General features: G+C 42.1%; 23 protein-coding genes and 2 pseudogenes. 17 read left to right on the top strand and 8 right to left on the bottom strand.

Translation table 11 applies throughout. From position 1 onward, the window contains the following. Positions 1 to 6 precede the first annotated feature (6 nt). Positions 7 to 1020, top strand: a complete 1014-nt coding sequence (cydB, locus tag ACOCD9_RS06030; RefSeq protein ID WP_002792975.1) for a cytochrome d ubiquinol oxidase subunit II — start codon at positions 7 to 9, stop codon at positions 1018 to 1020. A gap of 82 nt (positions 1021 to 1102) precedes the next feature. Here cydB and ACOCD9_RS06025 read toward each other — a convergent pair whose 3' ends face one another. Continuing rightward, complete coding sequence (locus ACOCD9_RS06025; protein WP_149973380.1) at positions 1103 to 1597, bottom strand: phosphoribosyltransferase; 495 nt, start codon at positions 1595 to 1597, stop codon at positions 1103 to 1105. A gap of 22 nt (positions 1598 to 1619) precedes the next feature. Further along, positions 1620 to 1853 carry a hypothetical protein gene (locus tag ACOCD9_RS06020; protein ID WP_002771307.1) on the bottom strand — a complete coding sequence of 78 codons (234 nt, stop codon included), beginning with the start codon at positions 1851 to 1853 and terminating at the stop codon, positions 1620 to 1622. Between the two features lie 80 nt (positions 1854 to 1933). Here ACOCD9_RS06020 and ACOCD9_RS06015 point away from each other — a divergent pair, with 80 nt between their 5' ends. The 4 genes from ACOCD9_RS06015 (at position 1934) to ACOCD9_RS06000 (ending at position 5010) form a co-directional block, all read left to right on the top strand. Continuing rightward, positions 1934 to 2623 carry a lecithin retinol acyltransferase family protein gene (locus tag ACOCD9_RS06015; protein WP_108937570.1) on the top strand — a complete coding sequence of 230 codons (690 nt, stop codon included), beginning with the start codon at positions 1934 to 1936 and terminating at the stop codon, positions 2621 to 2623. Between the two features lie 372 nt (positions 2624 to 2995). Continuing rightward, positions 2996 to 3232, top strand: coding sequence for a hypothetical protein (locus ACOCD9_RS06010; protein ID WP_043997914.1), 237 nt, complete (start codon positions 2996 to 2998; stop codon positions 3230 to 3232). An 82-nt stretch (positions 3233 to 3314) separates the two neighbouring features. Beyond that, a complete protein-coding gene (locus ACOCD9_RS06005; RefSeq protein WP_419546747.1) occupies positions 3315 to 4478 on the top strand; it encodes a GuaB3 family IMP dehydrogenase-related protein in 1164 nt (387 codons plus the stop codon). 190 nt (positions 4479 to 4668) lie between these two features. After that, a complete protein-coding gene (locus tag ACOCD9_RS06000; RefSeq protein ID WP_287715266.1) occupies positions 4669 to 5010 on the top strand; it encodes a DUF760 domain-containing protein in 342 nt (113 codons plus the stop codon). 118 nt (positions 5011 to 5128) lie between these two features. On the opposite strand, the gene ACOCD9_RS05995 is transcribed toward ACOCD9_RS06000, so the two are convergent. Then, entirely contained in the window at positions 5129 to 6982 is a 1854-nt protein-coding gene (locus ACOCD9_RS05995; protein WP_419546745.1) for a DCC1-like thiol-disulfide oxidoreductase family protein, read from the bottom strand. A 618-nt stretch (positions 6983 to 7600) separates the two neighbouring features. Between ACOCD9_RS05995 and ACOCD9_RS05990 the strand changes: the two genes are divergently transcribed. Further along, positions 7601 to 8269 carry a hypothetical protein gene (locus ACOCD9_RS05990; protein ID WP_419546757.1) on the top strand — a complete coding sequence of 223 codons (669 nt, stop codon included), beginning with the start codon at positions 7601 to 7603 and terminating at the stop codon, positions 8267 to 8269. On the opposite strand, the gene ACOCD9_RS05985 is transcribed toward ACOCD9_RS05990, so the two are convergent. Continuing rightward, positions 8266 to 8700 carry a VOC family protein gene (locus ACOCD9_RS05985; protein WP_287704223.1) on the bottom strand — a complete coding sequence of 145 codons (435 nt, stop codon included), beginning with the start codon at positions 8698 to 8700 and terminating at the stop codon, positions 8266 to 8268. The two genes, ACOCD9_RS05990 and ACOCD9_RS05985, sit on opposite strands and share 4 nt — an antisense overlap. Before the next feature lie 16 nt (positions 8701 to 8716). Then, positions 8717 to 9232: a TIGR02652 family protein gene (locus tag ACOCD9_RS05980; protein WP_419546755.1), complete on the bottom strand. Its 516-nt coding sequence runs from the start codon at positions 9230 to 9232 to the stop codon at positions 8717 to 8719. A 108-nt stretch (positions 9233 to 9340) separates the two neighbouring features. On the opposite strand from ACOCD9_RS05980, the gene ACOCD9_RS05975 reads away from it, so the two are divergent. The 7 genes from ACOCD9_RS05975 (at position 9341) to ACOCD9_RS05945 (ending at position 15880) form a co-directional block, all read left to right on the top strand. After that, complete coding sequence (locus ACOCD9_RS05975) at positions 9341 to 9892, top strand: gamma carbonic anhydrase family protein (RefSeq protein ID WP_046661832.1); 552 nt, start codon at positions 9341 to 9343, stop codon at positions 9890 to 9892. 65 nt (positions 9893 to 9957) lie between these two features. After that, positions 9958 to 10077, top strand: coding sequence for a photosystem II protein Y (locus ACOCD9_RS05970; RefSeq protein WP_012265998.1), 120 nt, complete (start codon positions 9958 to 9960; stop codon positions 10075 to 10077). A gap of 405 nt (positions 10078 to 10482) precedes the next feature. Next, positions 10483 to 11817 (top strand): FAD-binding oxidoreductase, encoded by a 1335-nt coding sequence (locus tag ACOCD9_RS05965; RefSeq protein ID WP_287704226.1) that lies wholly within the window; start codon positions 10483 to 10485, stop codon positions 11815 to 11817. A 215-nt stretch (positions 11818 to 12032) separates the two neighbouring features. Continuing rightward, on the top strand, positions 12033 to 13328 hold the full coding sequence (gene purB, locus ACOCD9_RS05960; RefSeq protein WP_002735353.1) for an adenylosuccinate lyase: 1296 nt from the start codon (positions 12033 to 12035) through the stop codon (positions 13326 to 13328). Positions 13329 to 13377: 49 nt separating this feature from the next. Continuing rightward, positions 13378 to 13512: a hypothetical protein gene (locus ACOCD9_RS05955; RefSeq protein ID WP_002747389.1), complete on the top strand. Its 135-nt coding sequence runs from the start codon at positions 13378 to 13380 to the stop codon at positions 13510 to 13512. Between the two features lie 27 nt (positions 13513 to 13539). After that, entirely contained in the window at positions 13540 to 15018 is a 1479-nt protein-coding gene (locus tag ACOCD9_RS05950; protein ID WP_419546742.1) for an AAA family ATPase, read from the top strand. Then, entirely contained in the window at positions 14960 to 15880 is a 921-nt protein-coding gene (locus ACOCD9_RS05945; protein WP_419546740.1) for a hypothetical protein, read from the top strand. The genes ACOCD9_RS05950 and ACOCD9_RS05945 overlap by 59 nt, the downstream gene beginning before the upstream one ends. A gap of 2 nt (positions 15881 to 15882) precedes the next feature. Here the strand turns inward: ACOCD9_RS05945 and ACOCD9_RS05940 are convergent, their stop codons facing one another. Continuing rightward, positions 15883 to 17199: an AAA family ATPase gene (locus ACOCD9_RS05940; RefSeq protein WP_287704232.1), complete on the bottom strand. Its 1317-nt coding sequence runs from the start codon at positions 17197 to 17199 to the stop codon at positions 15883 to 15885. A 402-nt stretch (positions 17200 to 17601) separates the two neighbouring features. Here ACOCD9_RS05940 and infC point away from each other — a divergent pair, with 402 nt between their 5' ends. Beyond that, positions 17602 to 18132, top strand: a complete 531-nt coding sequence (gene infC, locus ACOCD9_RS05935; RefSeq protein WP_002736104.1) for a translation initiation factor IF-3 — start codon at positions 17602 to 17604, stop codon at positions 18130 to 18132. A 298-nt stretch (positions 18133 to 18430) separates the two neighbouring features. On the opposite strand, the gene ACOCD9_RS05930 is transcribed toward infC, so the two are convergent. Further along, positions 18431 to 18724 (bottom strand): (2Fe-2S) ferredoxin domain-containing protein, encoded by a 294-nt coding sequence (locus ACOCD9_RS05930; RefSeq protein ID WP_002753074.1) that lies wholly within the window; start codon positions 18722 to 18724, stop codon positions 18431 to 18433. A 187-nt stretch (positions 18725 to 18911) separates the two neighbouring features. Between ACOCD9_RS05930 and ACOCD9_RS05925 the strand changes: the two genes are divergently transcribed. The 3 genes and pseudogenes from ACOCD9_RS05925 to ACOCD9_RS05915 all read left to right on the top strand — a co-directional run. After that, positions 18912 to 19613: an NnrU family protein gene (locus ACOCD9_RS05925; protein ID WP_419546737.1), complete on the top strand. Its 702-nt coding sequence runs from the start codon at positions 18912 to 18914 to the stop codon at positions 19611 to 19613. Positions 19614 to 19701: 88 nt separating this feature from the next. Continuing rightward, positions 19702 to 20043 (top strand): thioredoxin family protein, encoded by a 342-nt coding sequence (locus ACOCD9_RS05920; RefSeq protein WP_016514592.1) that lies wholly within the window; start codon positions 19702 to 19704, stop codon positions 20041 to 20043. Between the two features lie 103 nt (positions 20044 to 20146). Then, positions 20147 to 20401: pseudogene (locus tag ACOCD9_RS05915) on the top strand (protein phosphatase 2C domain-containing protein); the annotation flags it as partial. A gap of 17 nt (positions 20402 to 20418) precedes the next feature. On the opposite strand, the pseudogene ACOCD9_RS05910 reads toward ACOCD9_RS05915, so the two are convergent. Beyond that, positions 20419 to 20734 (bottom strand): annotated as a pseudogene (locus ACOCD9_RS05910) (ISKra4 family transposase); the annotation flags it as partial. Between the last annotated feature and the right edge of the window lie 192 nt (positions 20735 to 20926).

The following is a 20926-nucleotide window of genomic DNA, read 5'->3' as shown; positions in this document are numbered from 1 at the left end:
GGAACTATGGAACCGTTACAGTATTTTTTGCCACAAATTTGGTTTTTTATTCTGGGTTTATTCCTGTTTCTCTACGTCCTCCTCGATGGTTTTGACTTGGGGGTGGGAATTCTTTCCCTGACTTCCTCCTCCGAGAAGCGTCGCAGTATTTTAATGACCAGTTTGGGTAATGTTTGGGATGCTAACGAAACTTGGATTGTCTTGATGGGTGGTTCCCTGTTTGGGGCGTTTCCCCTAGCTTACGGGACAATTTTAAACGCTTTATACCTGCCAGCAGTGATTATGGTGGTGGGGCTGTTATTTCGGGCTGTTTCCTTCGAGTTTCGTGAACATTCTCGTCGCAAGTTGTTCTGGAATTATGCCTTCGGACTCGGCAGTTTTTTGGCTGCTTTGGGGCAAGGATTCGCCCTCGGTGCGGTTTTTGAGGGCATTAAAGTGGATGAATTGGGTCATTTTGCCGGCGGCCCCTTTGATTGGTTAACATGGCGATCGATTCTAGTGTCTCTAACTTTAATCCAAGCTTATGTTTTAGTGGGTTCCACTTACCTAATTTTGAAAACTACGGGTAATTTACAGGAAGTTCACTATAAAACGGCAAAAATTGCCGCTATTACCACTTTTATCGGTGCTATCTTTATCACCATCAGTACGCCGCTGCTTTCTGACCATATCCGTCAGCGTTTATTTGACCCTCGACTAATTTACATCTTTATCCTCATCCCGATTCTAGCTGTGGTCTTACTGGGTTTATTACTGCGGAGTTTGCAACTAAAGGAAGAAAACACCCCGATGGTCTGGACAGTATTGCTGTTTATGCTCTCTTTTATCGGTTTGGGATTGTTGATTTTTCCCGATATTATTCCCCCGTCCGTGACAATTTATCAAGCGGCGGCCGCTCCCAGTTCTTTGGTGTTTATGCTGACTTTTGTGGGTTTTTTAATCCCAATTTTACTAGCCTATACGGTTTATAATTACATCGTTTTTCGGGGGAAAATTACTGCTGAATCCTACGGAGAATAGAGGACGTTGCCGATTTCAGACATGAATCTTCTTTGGTGGGATTTTTAAAGGGAAACTCTCTACCTCTGATGCTAAACTGAATTTACTCTAGGAGGTCTTTGGGTGTAATTAACTCGTAACGCTCGAAGGGTTGATGAATCCAAGGATTATCGGGGTAATATTCCACATAATAGTCAGGTTTGATTCTTGATGCCGCTTTGTACCAGATCACCGCAGTTTTGATATTGGTAATCCCGTATTTTTCCTGCAATAAAATCGAGGTTTTTTGGAGGGTGATTCCCGAATCGACTAAATCATCCACTAATAACAAGGGACTCTTTAATTTGGCTTCGATCATGGCTAAATTCGAGGAAATAGTTAATTCTCCCCGAATTTGATGATTTTGCCCCCCGTAGGAAGTAGCGTAGAGAATGGCTAGGGGTTGACGAAAAAGACGACAGAGAATGTCACCGACGCGCAATCCTCCCTTAGCTAAACAGACAATCTGAGCAAATTGCCAACCAGAATGATCGATTTTTACTGCTAATTTTTCGATCAGACGATGGTATTCATCCCAAGAAACATAGACATCGGCCATATTTTCCATTCCCGATTGAGAATTACTTATTTTCCGCAGGTCGATCACTACTCCAGGCCCACCAAACTCGATCGCATTGACAATGATAGAATTCCTGCCATTTACGACGGGAATCTTCTCCTAAAACGGGAGCGCGGCGATTGATCCAAACGGCCTGAGCTTCTTTAGCTTTTGCCCCACAGTAAGGACAACAAAAATTGTAGGCGTGAACAGCATTCTCTGTCCAGTCAGGGGGAAAGGGACTAAAAGCATCCATAATCTCTAAAATATAAGATTAGTAACTGGAAAAACTGGGTCAATAGATAATCTCCTTGTTTACTCTATCACTAAAAAAATATGGCTAAAGGGGATCAAATATACGCCTATCGGGAATTGCTCAATCTTCAGGGTGTTTATGCTCATCATGGCATCGATTGCGGTGATGGTAGCGTCATTCATTACCGAAAACCGAGCGAGATTGTGGAACGAACTTCCCTAGAAACCTTTGCTAGGGGGGGTAAAATCTATGTGGTGCGCTATGTAGAGGTGGGATTTTCATTTATCCCCGATGTGGTGGTAGAAAGGGCGCTAAGTCGTCTGGGGGAACAGAAATATAATCTTCTTTTTAACAACTGCGAACATTTTGCCACTTGGTGTAAGACCGGTATTAGCAAAAGTCAACAGATAGAAGAATTTATCCCGATTATTACCCATTTACAAGCGGTGGGACTCTACGAACCTCTGAAAAAATCCCTCATCGGAGCCGACCCCAACAATGCCCAAACCCTATTAAAAGGGGCTTTAAGCAATCTTAAGGTCAGTTGGGATGAAATTCAACCCCAGTACAAAAAAGCCATTCAAGAAGCAGAAACATGGAATCGAGTAGCGATCGAAGCTTTAAGCAGAAATCGCGATGATTTAGCCCGGGAAGCCCTGAAACGCAAGGTAGAAGCCAAAAAACAGGCAAAACGCCATCAGGAACAATTGGATCAAATAGCGGCCATGACCGAAAATGTTCTTAAAAGTCTGGTGATTGCTAACGGTTAGTCTGGATGTCAGTAGGGTTTGCTGAATAAATCTAAAAACCTTGTTGGATAGGGTTTTTAGACTTGTTTTCCCTCAAAAAGTGCTGACCATTGGAGTGATCGGGGGTAAAATTCAGGTACTTTTTCCCTGAAAATTAGGTAACTGACTACCTCAAAATCGGTAAAACCCTACACCCGTTCGGCTGAGCTCACGGCCGAAGCCCACACCCCACACCCGTTCGGACCTCGGCGTGAGCTCGGTCGAACGCTGAGCTCACGGCCGAAGCCCACACCCTGCCCCCACCAACAAACTTTTTGCCGCAAACCCTATCTAACCATCTGCCGATTGCCTCGGTTGATTCCTATCCAAATCAGGTAATTTTAGTTGTTCGCCATGGAAATCTGGATTATTTTACGTTTTTCAATCGCCGCTGCCATTATCGCTTTAGTTTGCTGGTCTTTAGCCAGTGCCGTGCGCGATAGTTGGCAAGTTGCCCGACGAATGCACTCCATCCCTTGCTCCCACTGCCGCTACTTTACCAACGATTATCGCCTCAAATGTAGTGTACAACCCAGGAGCGCCAACACCGAACAAGCGATCGACTGCGGCGATTATTTTCCCGGGGCCTAGTCGGCAATAATACCGAAAAGCTGTTCGAGATGGTGCGAAATTTGCTAGTCTAGGCTAAATAGGTCTGAAATAGTATAGAAACGTGGATACAATTATTGGTCGGGGCAAAACAGCCCGTAGAGCTTACGGTATCGATGAAATCGCACTTGTACCCGGAGTGCGAACCCTCGATCCTAGTTTAGCCGATACCCGTTGGTCTCTCGGCAATATCGAGCGGGAAATCCCGATTATCGCCAGCGCTATGGATGGGGTGGTGGATACTAAAATGGCCGTCCTTCTCTCCGAGTTGGGGGCGCTAGGGGTACTAAACCTCGAAGGTATTCAAACTCGTTACGAGGATCCTAACCCGATTCTCGATCGCATTACCGCAGTCGGCAAAGCAGAATTCGTCAGTTTAATGCAGGAACTCTACGCAGAACCGATTAAACCGCAACTAATCGAGCTTCGTATCCAAGAAATTCAAGAAAAAGGCGGTATTGCGGCAGTTAGCCTCACCCCTGCCGGTGCCGTCAAATACGGTGCTATCGTTGCCCAAGCAGCGGCCGATATTCTCTTTGTCCAAGCAACCGTCGTTTCCACTGCCCATTTATCCCCGGAAGCTATCACCCCCCTCGATTTAGTGCAACTGTGCCAAGAAATGCCCATTCCCGTGGTTTTGGGCAACTGCGTCACCTACGAAGTCGCCCTTAACCTGATGAAAACCGGGGCAGCTGGGGTTTTAGTCGGTATCGGGCCCGGGGCTGCCTGTACTTCTCGCGGCGTTTTAGGAGTGGGAGTTCCCCAGGCCACTGCTGTGGCCGATTGTGCCGCCGCTAGGGACGATTTTTTCCGAGAAACCGGTAAATACGTCCCCGTTATTGCCGATGGCGGCATTATTACCGGCGGTGATATCTGCAAATGTATCGCCTGTGGTGCTGACGCGGTGATGATTGGTTCTCCCATTGCCCGGTCATTGGAGGCCCCCGGCCGCGGTTTTCACTGGGGTATGGCCACACCTAGTCCGGTTCTACCCCGGGGAACCAGGATTAGTGTGGGCAGTACCGGAACTATTGCCGAAATCCTCGTTGGACCGGCAAAATTAGATGATGGTACTCATAACCTCCTAGGGGCGCTGAAAACCAGTATGGGAACTTTAGGTGCTAAGAACTTAAAGGAAATGCAACAGGTGGAAGTGGTGATTGCCCCCTCGCTGCTGACGGAGGGTAAAGTCTATCAAAAGGCCCAGCAGTTAGGTATGGGTAAATAAAAGTTATCGGTGAACAGTGATCGGTTATCATCAGTGTTAAGTTTTTTATTTTTGCTGGAGATGGGTTTTCTGCTTGGTATAACCATTCCGTTCAGGTTCGGTTCTACCGACTCCCACTATCTCAAAAAACTGTTAAATTGGAAGAACCAAAAGGATAGTTTATAAAAAAATTGAGTTAAGGAGATCAAAGGTGTATAGAGAAAATGATCGCCATCACAATTTATTCGGTACCGATAGTGAATTTTCTGAGAGTTTGTGGCAGTATGTCCAGACCCTAAGTCCAGAAACAATCGCCCAACTCTCGAAACCGGAGTCCCAAGAGGTTTTCCAAGTGATGGAACGCAACATTATCGGACTTTTGGGCAACCTTCCTTCGGAACATTTCGGGGTCACTATCAGTACCAGTCGCGAACATCTGGGCCGGTTATTGGCCTCAGCAATGATGAGTGGTTACTTTCTCCGCAATGCTGAACAGAGAATGAATTTTGAAAAATCCTTCGCTACTCTCCAGAGCGGTTCTAGTGATGTTTAAGGTTTAGCGGTAGTTAGTTTGAAAGGGAAAAAGAAGCAATCAGATTTTAGTTACAAGATAACTTTGATCTGGTTAATAACTGATAACTGATAACTGATAACTGATAACTGATAACTGATTAAAGACAGTTTTGCTGCCAGAGTAGTTCTTTTTCGATTCCCTGTTTTTCTCCGGGGGGGACAGTCCTTTCCCGCATGATATAAAGTTGCAGGGATTTAATTTGTTGATCACTACCGTGCTGCTGATTCCAGTTTTGACAGAGATACTGACCAAACTCTCCATAAACTGACCGACCGATAGCTCGATTAAGATTAATAAAATATACTCGCCACTGCATGGTTTTATACAAACGATTGCGATCGCTATCCGTGGGTTTATCCCAAATTACCGGCTGTCCTTCTCTAAATATATCTACCGTGGAACCATCGGCTAATTGACTGACTGCCACAAACCAAGCATCATCGCGAGGGGGACTAGGGGAGAAAATAGTCCAATACTGGTCTAAACGAGTTATTCTTGCCAGAATATCAATTGTATTAAAAGTACGACGGGTGAGCAAGCGATCGAGGGATTGAATTAGAGGTGTATTTAAATCGCCCCTATCGACCGATTGCCGGACAAAACTGCGTAAATTCCAGATGCTGGCCAACAATAAGAAGAAAATTGCCAAAATATTTAAGGGTAAAGAGGATTTAATCGTCAGGGGACGAAACTTGAGAGGTTTGGTGAAATTGCCCATAAAACGACGATGGGAGGCAATCCACTCATAAATTCTCGTTCCCAGGGTCATGAGGGGCGGTAAACGCAAAATTGGCGCTAAAAACCAGAAAATTGGCGAAAGACTGACAATATAAACCACTGCTGACCATTTAAACCGACGTTTTCCCTGCCAATCTTCCACCACCCAAGAATTTTGGGACACCATATCCTCGTATATTGAGGGGTTATCCTGAGCGACTAACAGGGGAGTGCCGGGTAAAATGAGAAAAGTGCGGAGAAGATGAACAACTTTCTTGCAAAATCCACAATCTCGATCATAATTAATCCTTAAACCTTCTCTTTCTGGGTTTCTTATCCGTTTTTGTCCCCAATCCCAGACTAAGCTAGGGATAATGGGCAACCAATGGGTAACACTCAAGAAAGGGAAAACCCCTAAATGTAGAATCAGTGCAAAAACCGTATGCAAGAAAATAAAGAAAACTACGGCGATTATTTTAAATAAACTATTGCGAAAGGGAACAAACATCAAGAGCGGACCGAACCATTCAAAGCCTAGGGCTGAAATTGTTAGGAATTTGAGGAATTGCTGCGGTAAAGTCAGTAAAAAACTCCCCAAAGCGGTAGCGTATTGATCGTAACTAAGAGAGTAATAAACGGCTGTACCGTCGGGCCACCAAGTCTCACTTTTGAGTTTAAAGACCACTGACCACATATAGATGTAACACACCTGTATCATAAAAGCCACCGTGGCGGCCGAAACCACACGCTTGGGTAAAGGGTTGGGATTGGTGTTTAAGGCACTTTCCACGGAATAACAGGCACCAAGGGGTAAAAACATCGCCCAGAATAATACTGCCCGGATTACGTCATCGGCGGCAAATAGTAACAGGGGGTTGCGATGATGTAAAGAGACGATTAGCGCCCAAGTGGCGATTGTGGCTAAACGGGTATGATAGCCAATTAAAAGCAACAATGCGATCGCTATAGCGACGATAAACAGGATACTCTGCACCAGTACCGAGTCACTGAGAGAAAAAATAGACCAGTAAAAAGGACTAGCAGAGACTTTCGATAAGCTTTCTAGGGGTAAAACCCCCAATTCGCTGTAATGGGCAGTTACTTGGCTAAAACGAACCGATAAATCGACTAAAACCACCAACGCCAAGGCAATGCGAAATAAAGCCAGCGATCGCAGGTCAAACCCGAAAATCTCTGCCAGTCTTTGTCTAAATGATTTTGCCATTATCGCCATAGGATGATGATTCCCTCCACTTCTTCAATAAACCTACTTTATACCAAGTAAAAAGGCCAAAGGCAAAAGAAAGCTGTCAGTATTCTCCGAGTCAGTATTCAGGAGATTATTTTTATTTATTCCCCTCTCCCTTTTCCCTTCTCCCTCATAGGTATAGGTTTTTTACATTAGAACTGTTGCAAATTAATTATATGTCATAATTGTAGGCTAACTAATTTTTTTTGGAAAATTAGTTAGTTAGTACATTTCTTCTGAATGAAAACCTGAAGTTTTACTTTTAACTCAAAACTCTTTAGATATGCTTTAATTTGGTTGTCAAAACCTCTTTATTTAAGCATCAAAAACTTTCTCAATTATAAAAATTGAGAATAAATTCTCCTTGACTTGATTAATATTTGGCAACTTTTAAGAAGCATCTATACCTAACTCACACTTACAAACAGCCGCCAACAGGTTAGGGACTTGCGCTTTGATAATGTACCTTTTGGGCGAACGCGGTTCGCCCCTACATTGTGAACAAAATCCGTCACTGAGTTAAAAAGGAAAATTGAGGTAGAATAAATGAGTGTTATCCTGTTAAAATCGAAACGACAGCAGCGATCAAGGAGTGAAACAAATATGCCGGCGGGCTATGAAGAAAATCCCAGAATGCCCCTAGATAAACTTATTTTTGTTATTGCTTGCATCTATCTAGGTTGGGTGGTGGCATGGCTAATCAGTCAAAAAAATGCCCCTATCTCTCAAAATGGTACGATTTCCCAAGAAGATCAAAAATTTATTGCCTATCTGCAATCATCCCTTGCTATTATTGATCGCCAAGGTCAAACTTCATCCCCCGATCCCAATCCTGCTGCCAAAAATAACCCTTCTCCAGTAGTGCCAGTTCCACCAGCACCACCCGCTAATTTACCGGTTAATAATAGTCCCCAGATCATAGAAAGAATTTACGTTCCTGTTTATCCCCAAACCCCTGAAACTACTGCCAAACTTGTCCCAGTTACACCCTCAAATACCGACATTTCTGCACCACCATTACCAGCTGCTCCCCAAGGAAATCGACCAGTAGCAGCGGTTATTCCTACCAATAATCAGGTGAAAAATATTCTGGTGGGGGTGATGGATTTAGGTGATCGATCTACAGCTTTATTTGATAATAAGGGCATAACTACCCGTATTTCTCCAGGGGAATTTATCAATGGTTGGACTTTAGTGGAAGTTGGTAATCAACAGGTTATTTTGTCTCGTAACGGCCAAACAAAAGTCTTAGAAGTGGGACAATCTTTTTAGGTTAAACGACGGATAAATTCTAGGGGTAAACCGTCTGTATCGGCAATAAAAGTGACTTCATAGACATGATCGCCGATCATCTGTTGTTGGGGGGGCAAAAGAATGTTTAAAGGTTGATATAAATCGGCATCCTCTTGATGGGCTTGCTGAAATTTATTTGTTAATTTTTCTAACCATTCTGGTAGATTGCTGACATTTTCTGTTAGGTCAAAAGACAAGTGATAATAACCGACATAATGCTGATCGCTAAAGGCATCGGGGGCGGGTTTCGGTTGAGGAATTTGGATTAATTCGATGCGTCCGTTTAATCCTGTTAGCCAACAGGCCAAAGTATAACCCGTGGTGAATCTTTCCTCTAGGGTAAAACCGAGAAGTTGGTAAAAAGCGATCGCCCGATGGATATTAGCCGTCCGAATAGAAGCATGGTGCATTTTCAGTGATCAGTAATCAGTCAAAAAGACGAAAATAGGGATAACGTTTGGGAACCCCCGGTTCTTTTTCCAGATCAAAGTTAATTACATCCCAACAGGGTTCATCGGGGGTATCGGGACTAAATTCTACCGGTAAACCGTAGAGACGGGGAATAGTGGCTTCACCCGGTTCATTACCGCGCCAAGTAGTGTTACGTTCTAGGTAGGAACTAACTAAATCCCGATAACGTTTGGCAATAATTACTTTAGTCGCTTTAAATCCTTGAGTATAGAGGCGATCGAGTGCTTCGTGAATCTCAAAACGAATACCATCCGGGTGGGTGTGTTGACGATACCACTCACCATTCCAGAGTCGCCAATGCCGTCCTGACTGCAAGTGAACCAACTCACCCGTTTTGGGATCGGCTTCAAAAGCCCCATGGCGCGGACACAAATAGGTATCCGTCAAAGTGAGGGCGGGGATTAGCTGCCGACAGTGAGGACAATGGATATCGGGGCCAAAAACAGGGTATTGTAAACTTGCATTGATCATGGAAGAACCTAAACTAAAAATTGCTATCTTTGTACCAATAATCCTACCCATATTATACCCAACCAAATTGGACGGGTATTCTCTTTTGACTTTAGTGCAGATCCTTTCATGTCTTTAGATAACTTAAGATCAACTTCTAATTTCTGGCCCCTTGTCGATGTCAGTCAAGCGGCTTTTATCGCCCCCAATGCCACGGTAATAGGCGATATTTCCCTAGCTGTGGGGGTGAGTGTTTGGTATGGGGCGGTATTGCGTGCCGACGTGGAACGCATCGAAATTGGGGCCTATACTAATATCCAAGATGGGGCGATCCTACACGGAGATCCGGGCAAAATTACTATCCTTGAAGATTACGTTACCATCGGGCATCGGGCGGTAATTCACGCAGCCCATATTGAGCGCGGTTGTTTAATCGGCATTGGGGCAGTGATTCTCGATGGTGTGCGCGTCGGGGCGGGTAGTATTGTCGGGGCGGGTAGTATTGTGACAAAAGATATACCACCGCGATCTTTAGTGGTGGGCATTCCCGCTAAACGCGTCCGGGAAGTGTCGCCACAGGAGGCTCAAGAGTTGATCGAACACGCCGAGCGCTATGCTAAACTTGCCCTTGTTCATGGGGGAAAAGGTACTGATACTGGATTCCCAAAACGGGCGGATTAGGGTATAAATATAAAATGAGAATCAAGTAACAATCTTTTAAGCACTGACCGAGGAGAAGGAAATCTATGGACTGGAGAGTGTTAATCGTTTTAACCCCTTTGCTTATTGCTGGTGGCTGGGCTGTCTTCAATATCGGCGCTGCCGCTCTTAGACAAGCTCAACAGTTTCTCAGCAAACAAAGTTAATAAAAGTTTATACTTCTTAGTAAAACCGACCGCCTAGGCGATCGGTTTTTAATTTTTTCTTATCCAGCGATCGCTGATTGGGGTGTAGGGTGTAGGGTGTAGGGTGTGGGGTGTAGGCTTCGGCCGTGAGCTCAGCCGAACGGGTGTAGGGTGTAGGGTGTAGGGTGTAGGGTGTAGGGTGTAAGATGATGGAGAAATGGGGGAATTATGAATTATGAATTATGAATGATAACTGATAACTGATAACTGATAAGTACCTAAGCAAAATTAATTACACATTTCGATCAAGCTTTTGCCTTTTGCCTCTTGCCTTTTGCCTATCCTAACCAAGAAATTAATTTTGCACGACTACTTAACTGAATTGTCATCTCGACTAGGAAACTAATTTTACACTAATACCTAACCATGAAATCTAACTATCAAAATCTCATTCAAGAACTTGCCCATCTGGAAATTATCACCGATCCGGGGCAAGTGGCGAAACTTTCCTTAGATTATTATCATTTTAGTCCCATTTTAGAAACACAACTGCAAGATAAACGGGCTGATTTAGTCATTCGTCCCCAGAATAGCCAAGAAGTTATCGACATCGCTAAAACCTGCGTTAAATACCAAATTCCTTTAACAGTTAGAGGTGCGGGTACAGGTAATTATGGTCAATGTGTTCCCTTGCGGGGAGGAGTAATTTTAGACACAACCAAACTAACAAAAATTATCTCGATCGAACCGGGTACAGCACGGGTAGAAGCGGGGGTAAAAATGGCCTTTTTTGATAAACAAGCTCGCGCAATCGGTTGGGAATTAAGAATGGCTCCCTCTACCTATCGGACGGCGACAATTGGCGGTTTTATCGGGGGTGGCAGTGTGGGCATGGGTTCAATTAATTATGGACAATTGAAGGATAGGGGCAATCTGCAAGCAGTGCAGTTAGTCACCCTAGAAACAGAACCAAAAATTATCGAACTACGGGGGGATGAGGTAGAAAAAGTCAATCATGCCTACGGAACCAATGGCATTATTACCGAGTTAGAAATAGCCCTCGCTCCCTGTTATCCTTGGGCAGAATTTATCGTTACTTTTGCGGATTTTATCACCGCCGCTAAATTTGGTCAAGCTCTTAGTGATAGTGATGGCATTGTCAAGAAAATGGTTAGTGTTCACTCTTGGCCAATTCCCGCTTATTTTACTGCTCTTAAGGATTATTTACCCACGGGAAAAGCGGCAGTTTTGTTAATAGTATCGGACAGCGATCGAGTCGCATTAGAATCTTTAATTAAAGAATATAATGGTGAACTTACTTACTATAAAACGCCAGAAGAAACCCAAAAAGGCAACAGTATCTTAGAATTTACTTGGAATCATACCACTCTCCATGCGCGTAGTTTTAACCCCAAAATAACTTATCTACAGGCTTTCTATTTTAATCTAGCCACGGTGGAGAAACTCTATAATTATTTTGGGGAGGAAATAATGATGCACCTAGAATTTTTGAAATTTCAAGGTAAAGTTATTCCCGCCGGTCTTCCCTTGCTAGAATTTACCACAGAAACTCGATTAAATGAGATTATTGCTATCTATGAACAACAGGGGGCAGCTATTGCCAATCCTCACACTTATATCATGGAAGATGGCGGCAGCAGACAGATTAATCCCCTGCAACTAGAATTTAAACAACTCGTCGATCCCTACGGATTGAACAATCCGGGTAAAATGCGAGCATGGGTTGAAGCAAGGGGGTAGGGATTCGATTCAAGCTAAATTAAACAAGATAAGTAGGTAGGCGTTAAAAATTATCAGATGCCCCCCTTATCAAGGGGGGATTAAGGGGGGATCGAACCTAAAACACTAACCGGTGAAAAGGGAGTGGGGAAAACAAAACTCCCCGCTGCCCCCTGCCTATTCCCAGACTTACCCCGATCCGATACAATTAAACGGTTGTCTTGGAAGAATTAATAGTGATCGAGCGTTATACTCTCCCTGCGATGGGGAATTTGTGGACGGATAGATATAAATATCAAACATGGCTAGAGGTAGAGATAGCCGTCTGTGAAGCGCAGGCAGAATTAGGCTATATTCCCGGGGATGCAGTAGAAGAAATTAAGGCAAAAGCTAATTTTGATCCCGATCGCATTTTAGAAATAGAAGCAGAAGTGCGCCACGATGTCATCGCCTTTTTAACAAATGTTAACGAATATGTGGGCGAGCCGGGGCGTTATATTCATTTGGGTTTAACCAGTTCTGATGTATTAGATACCGCCCTGTCCTTACAATTAGTCGCCAGTTTAAACCTGATTTTAGAACAATTAGAAGATTTTATTCAAGCCCTGCGTTATCGCGCCCAAGAACACCGTTATACAGTCATGGTGGGACGTTCCCACGGCATTCACGCCGAACCGATCACCTTTGGCTTTAAACTAGCGGGATGGTTAGCGGAAGTGCTGCGAGGACGCGATCGTTTAATTCGCTTGCGCCAAGACATCGCCATCGGTAAAATATCTGGTGCAGTGGGAACCTATGCCAATATTGACCCCAAAATTGAGGCGTTAACCTGTCAGAAGTTAGGATTAGAACCGGATACCGCTTCCACTCAAGTTATCTCGCGCGATCGACACGCCGATTATGTGCAACAATTAGCCTTATTAGCGGCTTCGATCGAACGTTTTGCCGTGGAGATTCGCAACCTGCAAAGAACCGATGTCCTAGAAGTGGAAGAATACTTTTCCAAAGGACAAAAAGGCTCCTCCGCTATGCCCCATAAACGTAATCCCATCCGTTCAGAACGCTTAACGGGAATGGCGAGAATTATCCGTAGTCATAGCGTTTCCGCTTTAGAAAATATCGCCCTCTGGCACGAAAGAGATATTTCCCATAGTTCCGTAGAACGGGTGATGCTGCCAGATGTTTGCATTTTGACCCACTTTATGCTTAAGGAAATCACCGATTTAGTCAAAAATCTGCTGGTGTATCCCGAAAACATGAAGCGAAATATGAATGTTTACGGTGGCGTGATTTTCAGTCAAAGAGTTCTTTTAACTTTAGTGAGTAAGGGAATTAGCCGGGAATCTGCCTATAAAATCGTCCAAGAAAACGCCCATCGCGCTTGGAACACCGATAACGGCAATTTTAAAGCTTTTATCAGCCAAGATGAGCGAGTTACCGCTATTTTATCCCCCGACGAGATCGAAAGTTGCTTTGATCCCCAGCAGCACTTAAATCATCTTAATAGCATCTACCAAAGGTTAGATATTTAAGGAGCTTTCAGTGATCAGCTAACCACTAGCTTGTTGCTTTAGAAAGGTAATGACAGCGTTTTGGATTGTCGGTTGGCGATCAATTTTTTCTCAGAAAGCGATCGCTGTTCGTTTCTCGATCAAGGTCGCGTTTGAAGATAAAACTAAAGAATCGGCGCAAGCGAGTACGAATCGGGTAAAATAAGGGTCTGTATTCGGAGTGTTCGTTTTTATGATGAAAATCAAACTCTTGAATTTAGGTAGTATTAAAGAGGCAGAAGTGGATCTTCGGCCTCTAACCGTTATTATTGGCCCGAATAATTCTAATAAAACTTATATCGCCTACTCGATTTATGGGTTATGGATTAATCATCGTGACGGCCTTTTTTTTTCTAGTGAAATTTTAGAAAAAATAGAATTTACAAATCAAGCCGATCATTGGTCTTTAAAAATAGACCGACGTTTTTATGATGTTATATCCGAAATTGTTCAAAAGTCCGCATCTGAATTTAGCGGGATAAAACTACAATCTTTTTTCCAAGATTCTAGCGGTAAAATTTTTGAAAAAACGAAATTCAGTATCGAAATTTCCGAAGATGATATTAAAACAGCTATAGAAAAAGTTTTAGCGGATATAATTGAGTATCGCCATTCATTAGCTTCATTTGGAATCAAGAAAATCGAGCGAAGCGACAACAATAATGAGATTTTATTTTATCCAGAAAAAGAAGCTGAAATTTATGATTATAAAAACATGGTTCTTCTTGATTTTGTTGCTGGTGTTGTAACATTTTCATTTTCCGATATAATTCCTTTACCCGCCGAAAGAAACGCTTTTATAAATACCTATAAAATGCTGGCCAATAGAAGATATAAGCTACTTAAAGAGAATCAGAGAGAGCGATTGATACGAGGACGTATTAATCGAGAGCCATTGATACAAGGACTTATTAATCGAGATAAGCAGTTAGAGTTACTGAAAGAACAGGGAGATATTCGCTATCCTCAACCAGTAGAGGATTTTTTAGATTTTTTAACTGACATAGAACTAGAAAATAAGCCCGATCCCATTGCCAAAAATAAAAATGATTTTCAAAAATTAGCCGATCAAATTGAAAAGTATATTCAAAATAACAATAAAACAATCTTTAAAAAGACTAAATTCGGAGGCAAAGAAATTAAAGTTTCGGTAAAAAGAAGTTTAGAAATCGATCTTTATAATGCTTCCTCGTCTATTAAACAATTAGCCCCGCTTTTACTCTATTTACGCTATCGAGCAAAATCGGGGGATTTTCTGGTGATCGATGAGCCTGAAATGAACTTACATCCAGAATCTCAGGTAAAATTGTTAGAATCTTTAGCGATTTTAGTAAATTTAGGAGTTAGAATTTTATTGACGACTCATAGCCCCTATTTGATGGCTCATCTTAACAATATCGTTAATGGTAATCACCAAAATCCAGAACTTTTAGCCGAACAAGCTAAATTGCTTTATCTGCAAGATAGCCGAGCTTTTCTTAAAATGGAACAGGTTAGCGCCTATGAAATAAAAAATAATAAATTACTTTCTTTACACGACCCTGAATACGGTATTCGTTGGGATACTCTCAGCGATGTATCAGTTGATATTCAACAAAAGTTTTTTGCAATTTATGAAGCAGGACAACAAAACCAAGAAACCGAAGAAGGATGTTCCTCAGAAGAAGAATAAACTCGATTGGCAAAAATTTAACTTTTTAGAAAATTTGCTTATTTTCTGTACCGTACCCAATCGGATCGCTCCACCCGAAAGCGGTGTCAGCTTTCGGATTACCAAGCCAGAAAAAGATTCCGTTTGTATTTTATTTAAAACTGATCGTCAGAAGGATCCTCTCGTTAGAAATCAAAAGCAGAAAAGACCTGATTATTTATCTCTTTTTATTCAGAATGACTTACTTCTGCTGACAATTATCGAGATGAAGGGAACTAATAAAAATTCCACGAGTACAGCTATCGAACAAATTACAACTTTTAGAGATATTTTAAAACGAGAAATTGCCGATCATGTCACCAGTAAACTCAAATATAAATTACAAGCTATCCTATTAACTCCCTATAATGCCGATATTCCTCGAAAGGCGATCAAAGAGGAAGAGGAGAAAGGATTTATTATTTTACCTATCCCGTATAATTCTAAAGCGGAGCTTTATCCTTATGTTTCCAAGACTCACAGTAAAGCGGATTTAAGCAAAATAGGCAAAATAAAGCATAGTCACGACGAGCAACATAAAGAATCCGATTGTTTGTTAATCGAAAACTTGTTGGCTAGACAAGCATCGGACAAACGTAAACAGGATAACTATTATTCATGTAAATTCACTCCCACCAAAGATAGAAAAGGCATCTATATAGATTATCAGGTGTCGAGCGATCGAGACTTGATCACCCTATTAACCGATCCGCAGGGAAAGAAAGTTCAATTGGCTTACTGTAGTGATGATTCTCAAAGTTCAATCGATCAAATTCAGGAAGAGATTAAAAATTTAAACCTATGTCGAATGGTAGAGATGGTAAGTCGCCTAATCAATAGTTAGTATTAAAAAAAGGTTAATTGCTTTTTATTCTCTTTGATAACAGGGTGAAAATTACTGCTTTTCATCTTAATTCGCTTCCCTTCAATAGTGGATATTATAGTGGTAAGTTGAGAAAGCCAAATGCTGACATTTTCATCATCTTGCCAATTAATTAATTGACTCACCAGAACTGGAGAATGAGTGTTCACTATTACTTGGCGTAAAGGCATTTCAGTATCTTTAAAATCGACAGTTAGCTCTTTTAATAATCTTGCCATTGCTTCAATACGAAAAGGATGAATGCCATTTTCTGGCTCTTCAAAACACAGTAATCCTGTGTGTTGTCGGTCGTATTGCAGGACACATAATGTTAATAAACGTAGGGTTCCTTCGGAAAGCACTCTCGAAGAAAACTCCCGACCATCATCACCTTTTACCTTGATAATAAATTGTCGATTTGCTTTGTCGTCATAAACATTAACTTCTGTAAGATTCGGTAGCAGATTATTGAGATCACGGGAAATTGCTGTGAGGGTATATTCATCATTTTGTTTAATGCGAAATAAAGCAGCGGCTAAATTCTTTCCGCTTGCTGTTATTGTATCTCTGATGCCCATATCTTGACGCGTAGGTTCTCGCAGATCTTCGGGATTAAACTGCATAAACTTCCAACTCAGCATTTCTTGTTTGGCGGCTAATATATGTTTAAAATCTATAGTATTAATGCTGCTTAAAACAGTTTGTGATGCGTTTTTTGCGGGAAATACTTTTTTATTTCCTTGTTGACCGTCTTGAGGTACAACAATGGTAGCAATACCATTAATATCTTCAGTCTTAATATAAGGAATCGCTCTCCTACCCGTTACTACTTTTGGTCGCCAAGTTTCCAATACTGTCTTAGGAATATAATTTTTTACCCAATTATCTTCATTGTGCTTTAAATTTTCTAAACGTTCATCAACAATATACAAGTTTTCAAATCCACTTATATTAGACTCTCGTTTAATTTTTAATTGATAGCGCAACCTTGTATATTTAAGATCGACTTCCCCACCCCAATTATCTTTTACCTTGCGATTGACTAACATTTCAACTATAAATTCCATTTCCGTGGCGTAGTCGTCCTCATCATATTGGGTAAAAAGTTCGCTAGGATGTCCTCGTTGCTCGCTAAAAGCCGTCTTCAGATCTACTTCTGCCAACCGCGCCAACAATTGCAAAGCATCAAATAAATTACTCTTACCAGAAGCATTAACCCCAGCAACTACAGTAAGCGGCGTAAATTCCATTTCAAAATTATGAAAGGATTTAAAGCCATGAATTTTAATATAAGTAATCATAGTTTTAGGCGATAGGTAATATTAAAACATCAGCGCGACATTTAACCATACTGGACAATCTTCTCAGCTTTCGCCTGATACCGTCCTACTATAATCTAGACATTGGTTTACAGGGGTAGTGCGATGCCGCCGATTTTGTCGGGTGCGTTACCTGCTGCAACGAGGGAGAACGCACCTTACCGATCGATTCCTGAGAGTATAGGGTCTTAGTCTGACAAAACCCATAGACAACAGCTTATCTGGCTGACGGCTGGGGGCTGACGACCGGCGGCTAAAAATTAACATTGCAAGAAAACTTAACAATTGGCCAAGAAACTCGATCGAGTAGGTAGAATAGCAAGTAAACCATTTTGTAAACTCCAACCGATTAACTAACTAGAATAGAGATAACCCAGAACGCCTGTGATAGATAAAAGACGCACTACTCGCGATCTCCCCCAAATTAACGAAAGAATCCGCTTTCCCGAAATCCGCGTTATCGATAGCGACGGCTCTCAACTGGGAATTATTACTCCTGCCGAAGCTTTGCGCGTGGCCGAAGAAAAGGAACTTGATCTCGTCCTCGTCAGTGAAACGGCAAGTCCTCCCGTTTGCCGGATTATGGACTATGGTAAGTACAAGTTTGAACAGGAGAAAAAAGCCCGCGAAGCCAAGAAAAAACAGCATACAGCCGATATAAAAGAAGTTAAAATGCGCTATAAAATCGATGAGCATGACTACAACGTGCGAGTCAACCAAGCGCAACGTTTTTTAAAAGCGGGAGATAAGGTAAAAGCGACGATTACCTTCCGAGGTCGGGAAATTCAACACTCTAACCTAGCGGAAGAATTACTGGCTCGCATGGCCAAGGATTTAGAGGATGTAGCTGAGGTACAGCAAGCACCAAAAAAAGAAGGTCGTAACATGATGATGATGTTATCGCCGAAAAAATAACTAACTAATCCAGAAAAAGGGGCTAAGTCCCCTTTTTTGTTCTTCGGAAATCCCGAAAGGAACCCGATCATTTAAGTAGCTGGTTATAATTAAATTAAAAATGGATTTTAGGTTCGATCCCCCCTGCCCCCCTTGATAAGGGGGGTGTCTGATAATTTTTAACGCCTACCTACTTAAAACAAATGTATTATCCGAGAATTAAGTCTCCAGATTGCAATCATAGGCATTCACAGGGGTTAACCTAGGAGCAAAAGACTATTGTGAAGCATAGTCTAAAAATTGATGACCGAGTTTACTGCTATTGAGCGTGAATGCGTGGATGGAGTAAACGCTCGACCGGTTGACCGTTTTTTAAATGTTCTTCGACAATCTGATTGACATCCTCTGGTTTAACACGACAGTACCAAGTTTCTTCAGGAATAATCCTCACCGTGGGGCTAGTGCTACACTGTCCTTGACAACCACTGGTCATAACGATGACATCTTCTGGGAGCGCTGCCGTTTGCCATGCTAAAAGAAGCTCGGACGCACCCTGCACCAAACAGGAAGAATGCTGACAGACCATCACAAATCGCTTTTGGGGATAAGACATATTACCTAAAAAGTTGCAAAATTAGATAGTTCCCTGGGTATATTCTTGGGAGTTGCTTTGGTGAAGCATAGTTTTATTTTGCCCCGAATCCCCGATACTGGCAACACAAAAAAAGGGGGCTGAAAAATTAACCATCAATCTTTAAAATAGAGTTCGGAGAAAAATTTAGTCAATCAAGAGGGTAAAAGTGGCATTCGCTAGTCATTGGGTCATGTTAGGTTTATTATTGGGTTTTGCTGTCGCCCATAGCGGATTAGCCAGTTTACGAATGCGGGGAGAAGCCATCATCGGTGCGCGACTGTATCGGGTATTATTTGCCCTTGTGAGTATCCCTCTAGCAGTAATTTTAGTAGTTTATTTCTTCAATCATCGTTATGATGGTTTGCTTCTCTGGCAAGTACAGGGAGTAACCGGAGTAAAAACCCTAGTTTGGATACTTTCGGCCATTTCTTTTTTCTTTCTCTATCCTGCCACCTTTAACCTGCTGGAGATCGCCGCTATCCAAAAACCCCAGGTTCATCTCTACGAAACCGGCATTCTGCGCGTTACCCGTCATCCCCAGATGGTAGGACAGGTGATCTGGTGTATTGCCCATACCCTCTGGTTAGGGACAAGCTTTACCCTATTAACTTCCCTAGGTTTAATTGCTCATCATCTTTTTGCCGTCTGGCATGGCGATCGCCGGTTAGAAGACCGTTACGGAGAGGCATTTTTAAAGATCAAAGAACGCACCTCAGTGGTCCCCTTTTTAGCAATTATCGATGGTCGGCAAAGTCTAAAATGGCAAGAATTCCTTCGTCCTGCCTATCTAGGGGTAACAGGGTTTATTTTACTCCTCTGGTGGGCGCATCCTTGGCTAATGCAAGCAACAAGTAAAATTTATTGGTGATTTTGCTCCCAACCCCTTTCCTGTTGATCCCGATTGGTGTAGAATGGCTTCTATATCAAAATAAAATTTTCATAAAATACGTTTAGACATGATACTATCTGTCAACGAAAAGAGCTTCCCTAAGCTAGTTTTAGAGTCTTCTCGTCCGGTTCTCGTGTATTTTTGGGCACCTTGGTGTGGTTTATGTCGTTTAATCCAACCCACCCTCTTTTCTTGGCAAAATGAGTGTCAAGATGCAATTCAATTAGTCGGTGTCAATGCCGATAATAATTTTAAATTAGCTAATAGTTTTCGTCTGCGTAGTCTGCCTACTTTAATTCTCTTCGATCGAGGTGTTCCGGTTCACCGTCTGGAGGAAATTCACAGTCGCGAGGAATTGCAACAAACCCTGCGACTAATAGTCAAAAATCAAATCCCGCGTTCAGCTTAAGGGAAAGATATCTTTTCTGATGGGTTCTGTGGTTAAAATGTATTCTAAGATACGGTAACGCCGGTGGGTGAGTGGAACGAACCACAGAGACACAGAGGACACAGTTGCTTCTAGTAATGCTTTGGAGGATATGCAAATAAAAGTTTTAACCGAGCCAGTTGCCTTTATTTGTGTGGCGACGGATGGAGTGGAAAAGGTATCTATCGATTATAAAAATTGGCAGCCTTTTCCGCCTTTTTTTCAGCCATTAGAAGAATATTTACAACAGACAAAAACTCCATTGAAGGAAGACCTCAAAGAATTTTTAGAGCGGGAGGATTGGGAGCATCTCACCTTTGCAATAAGTAGAAATGCTTAATGAGATCAATAAAAAAGTTAAAAAAGGCAACCATTTAGATAAGCACAGCGATGACGAAGGACTTGCGGTACATTACCAGATTCCCAACTTGCACCAGTAATTTTAAGACGATGAGCAATTTGTTTAATTTTTGATTCAACAGAGCCAGAGCCAATCGAAATGCCCTCTGCCTGCAAATAACCATAATTGACAATTCGATGTTTATGCTTGTTCAAATAAATAATAAAATTCTCCACTTGCGGCTCTGACCATCCTTCGCGCACAAGAGATAGCAGCATCCACCTTACCCATCCAAAGAAAAGACTTGACCTCCTCAATCCTCTGGAATGACCCCCAACTTTATTAGACCTCTTGCATAATTTTTTTATGGTATAATATAATGTCTTGCTTTTTTCTCAATTCTTAGATTGAAGTGGAAAAAAGAATAAAATGTGATCTTAGGTCAGGAAATCATCTATAATTTTGCTATGTTTATTAGCAAAATTATGGATTATCAAAACTTATCAGATGAACAATTCAAACGCC

This window comes from Microcystis sp. (assembly GCF_048564745.1).
In the GTDB taxonomy this organism is placed as follows: domain Bacteria; phylum Cyanobacteriota; class Cyanobacteriia; order Cyanobacteriales; family Microcystaceae; genus Microcystis; species Microcystis ichthyoblabe_A.
This window is presented reverse-complemented; position numbering and strand designations above follow the sequence as displayed.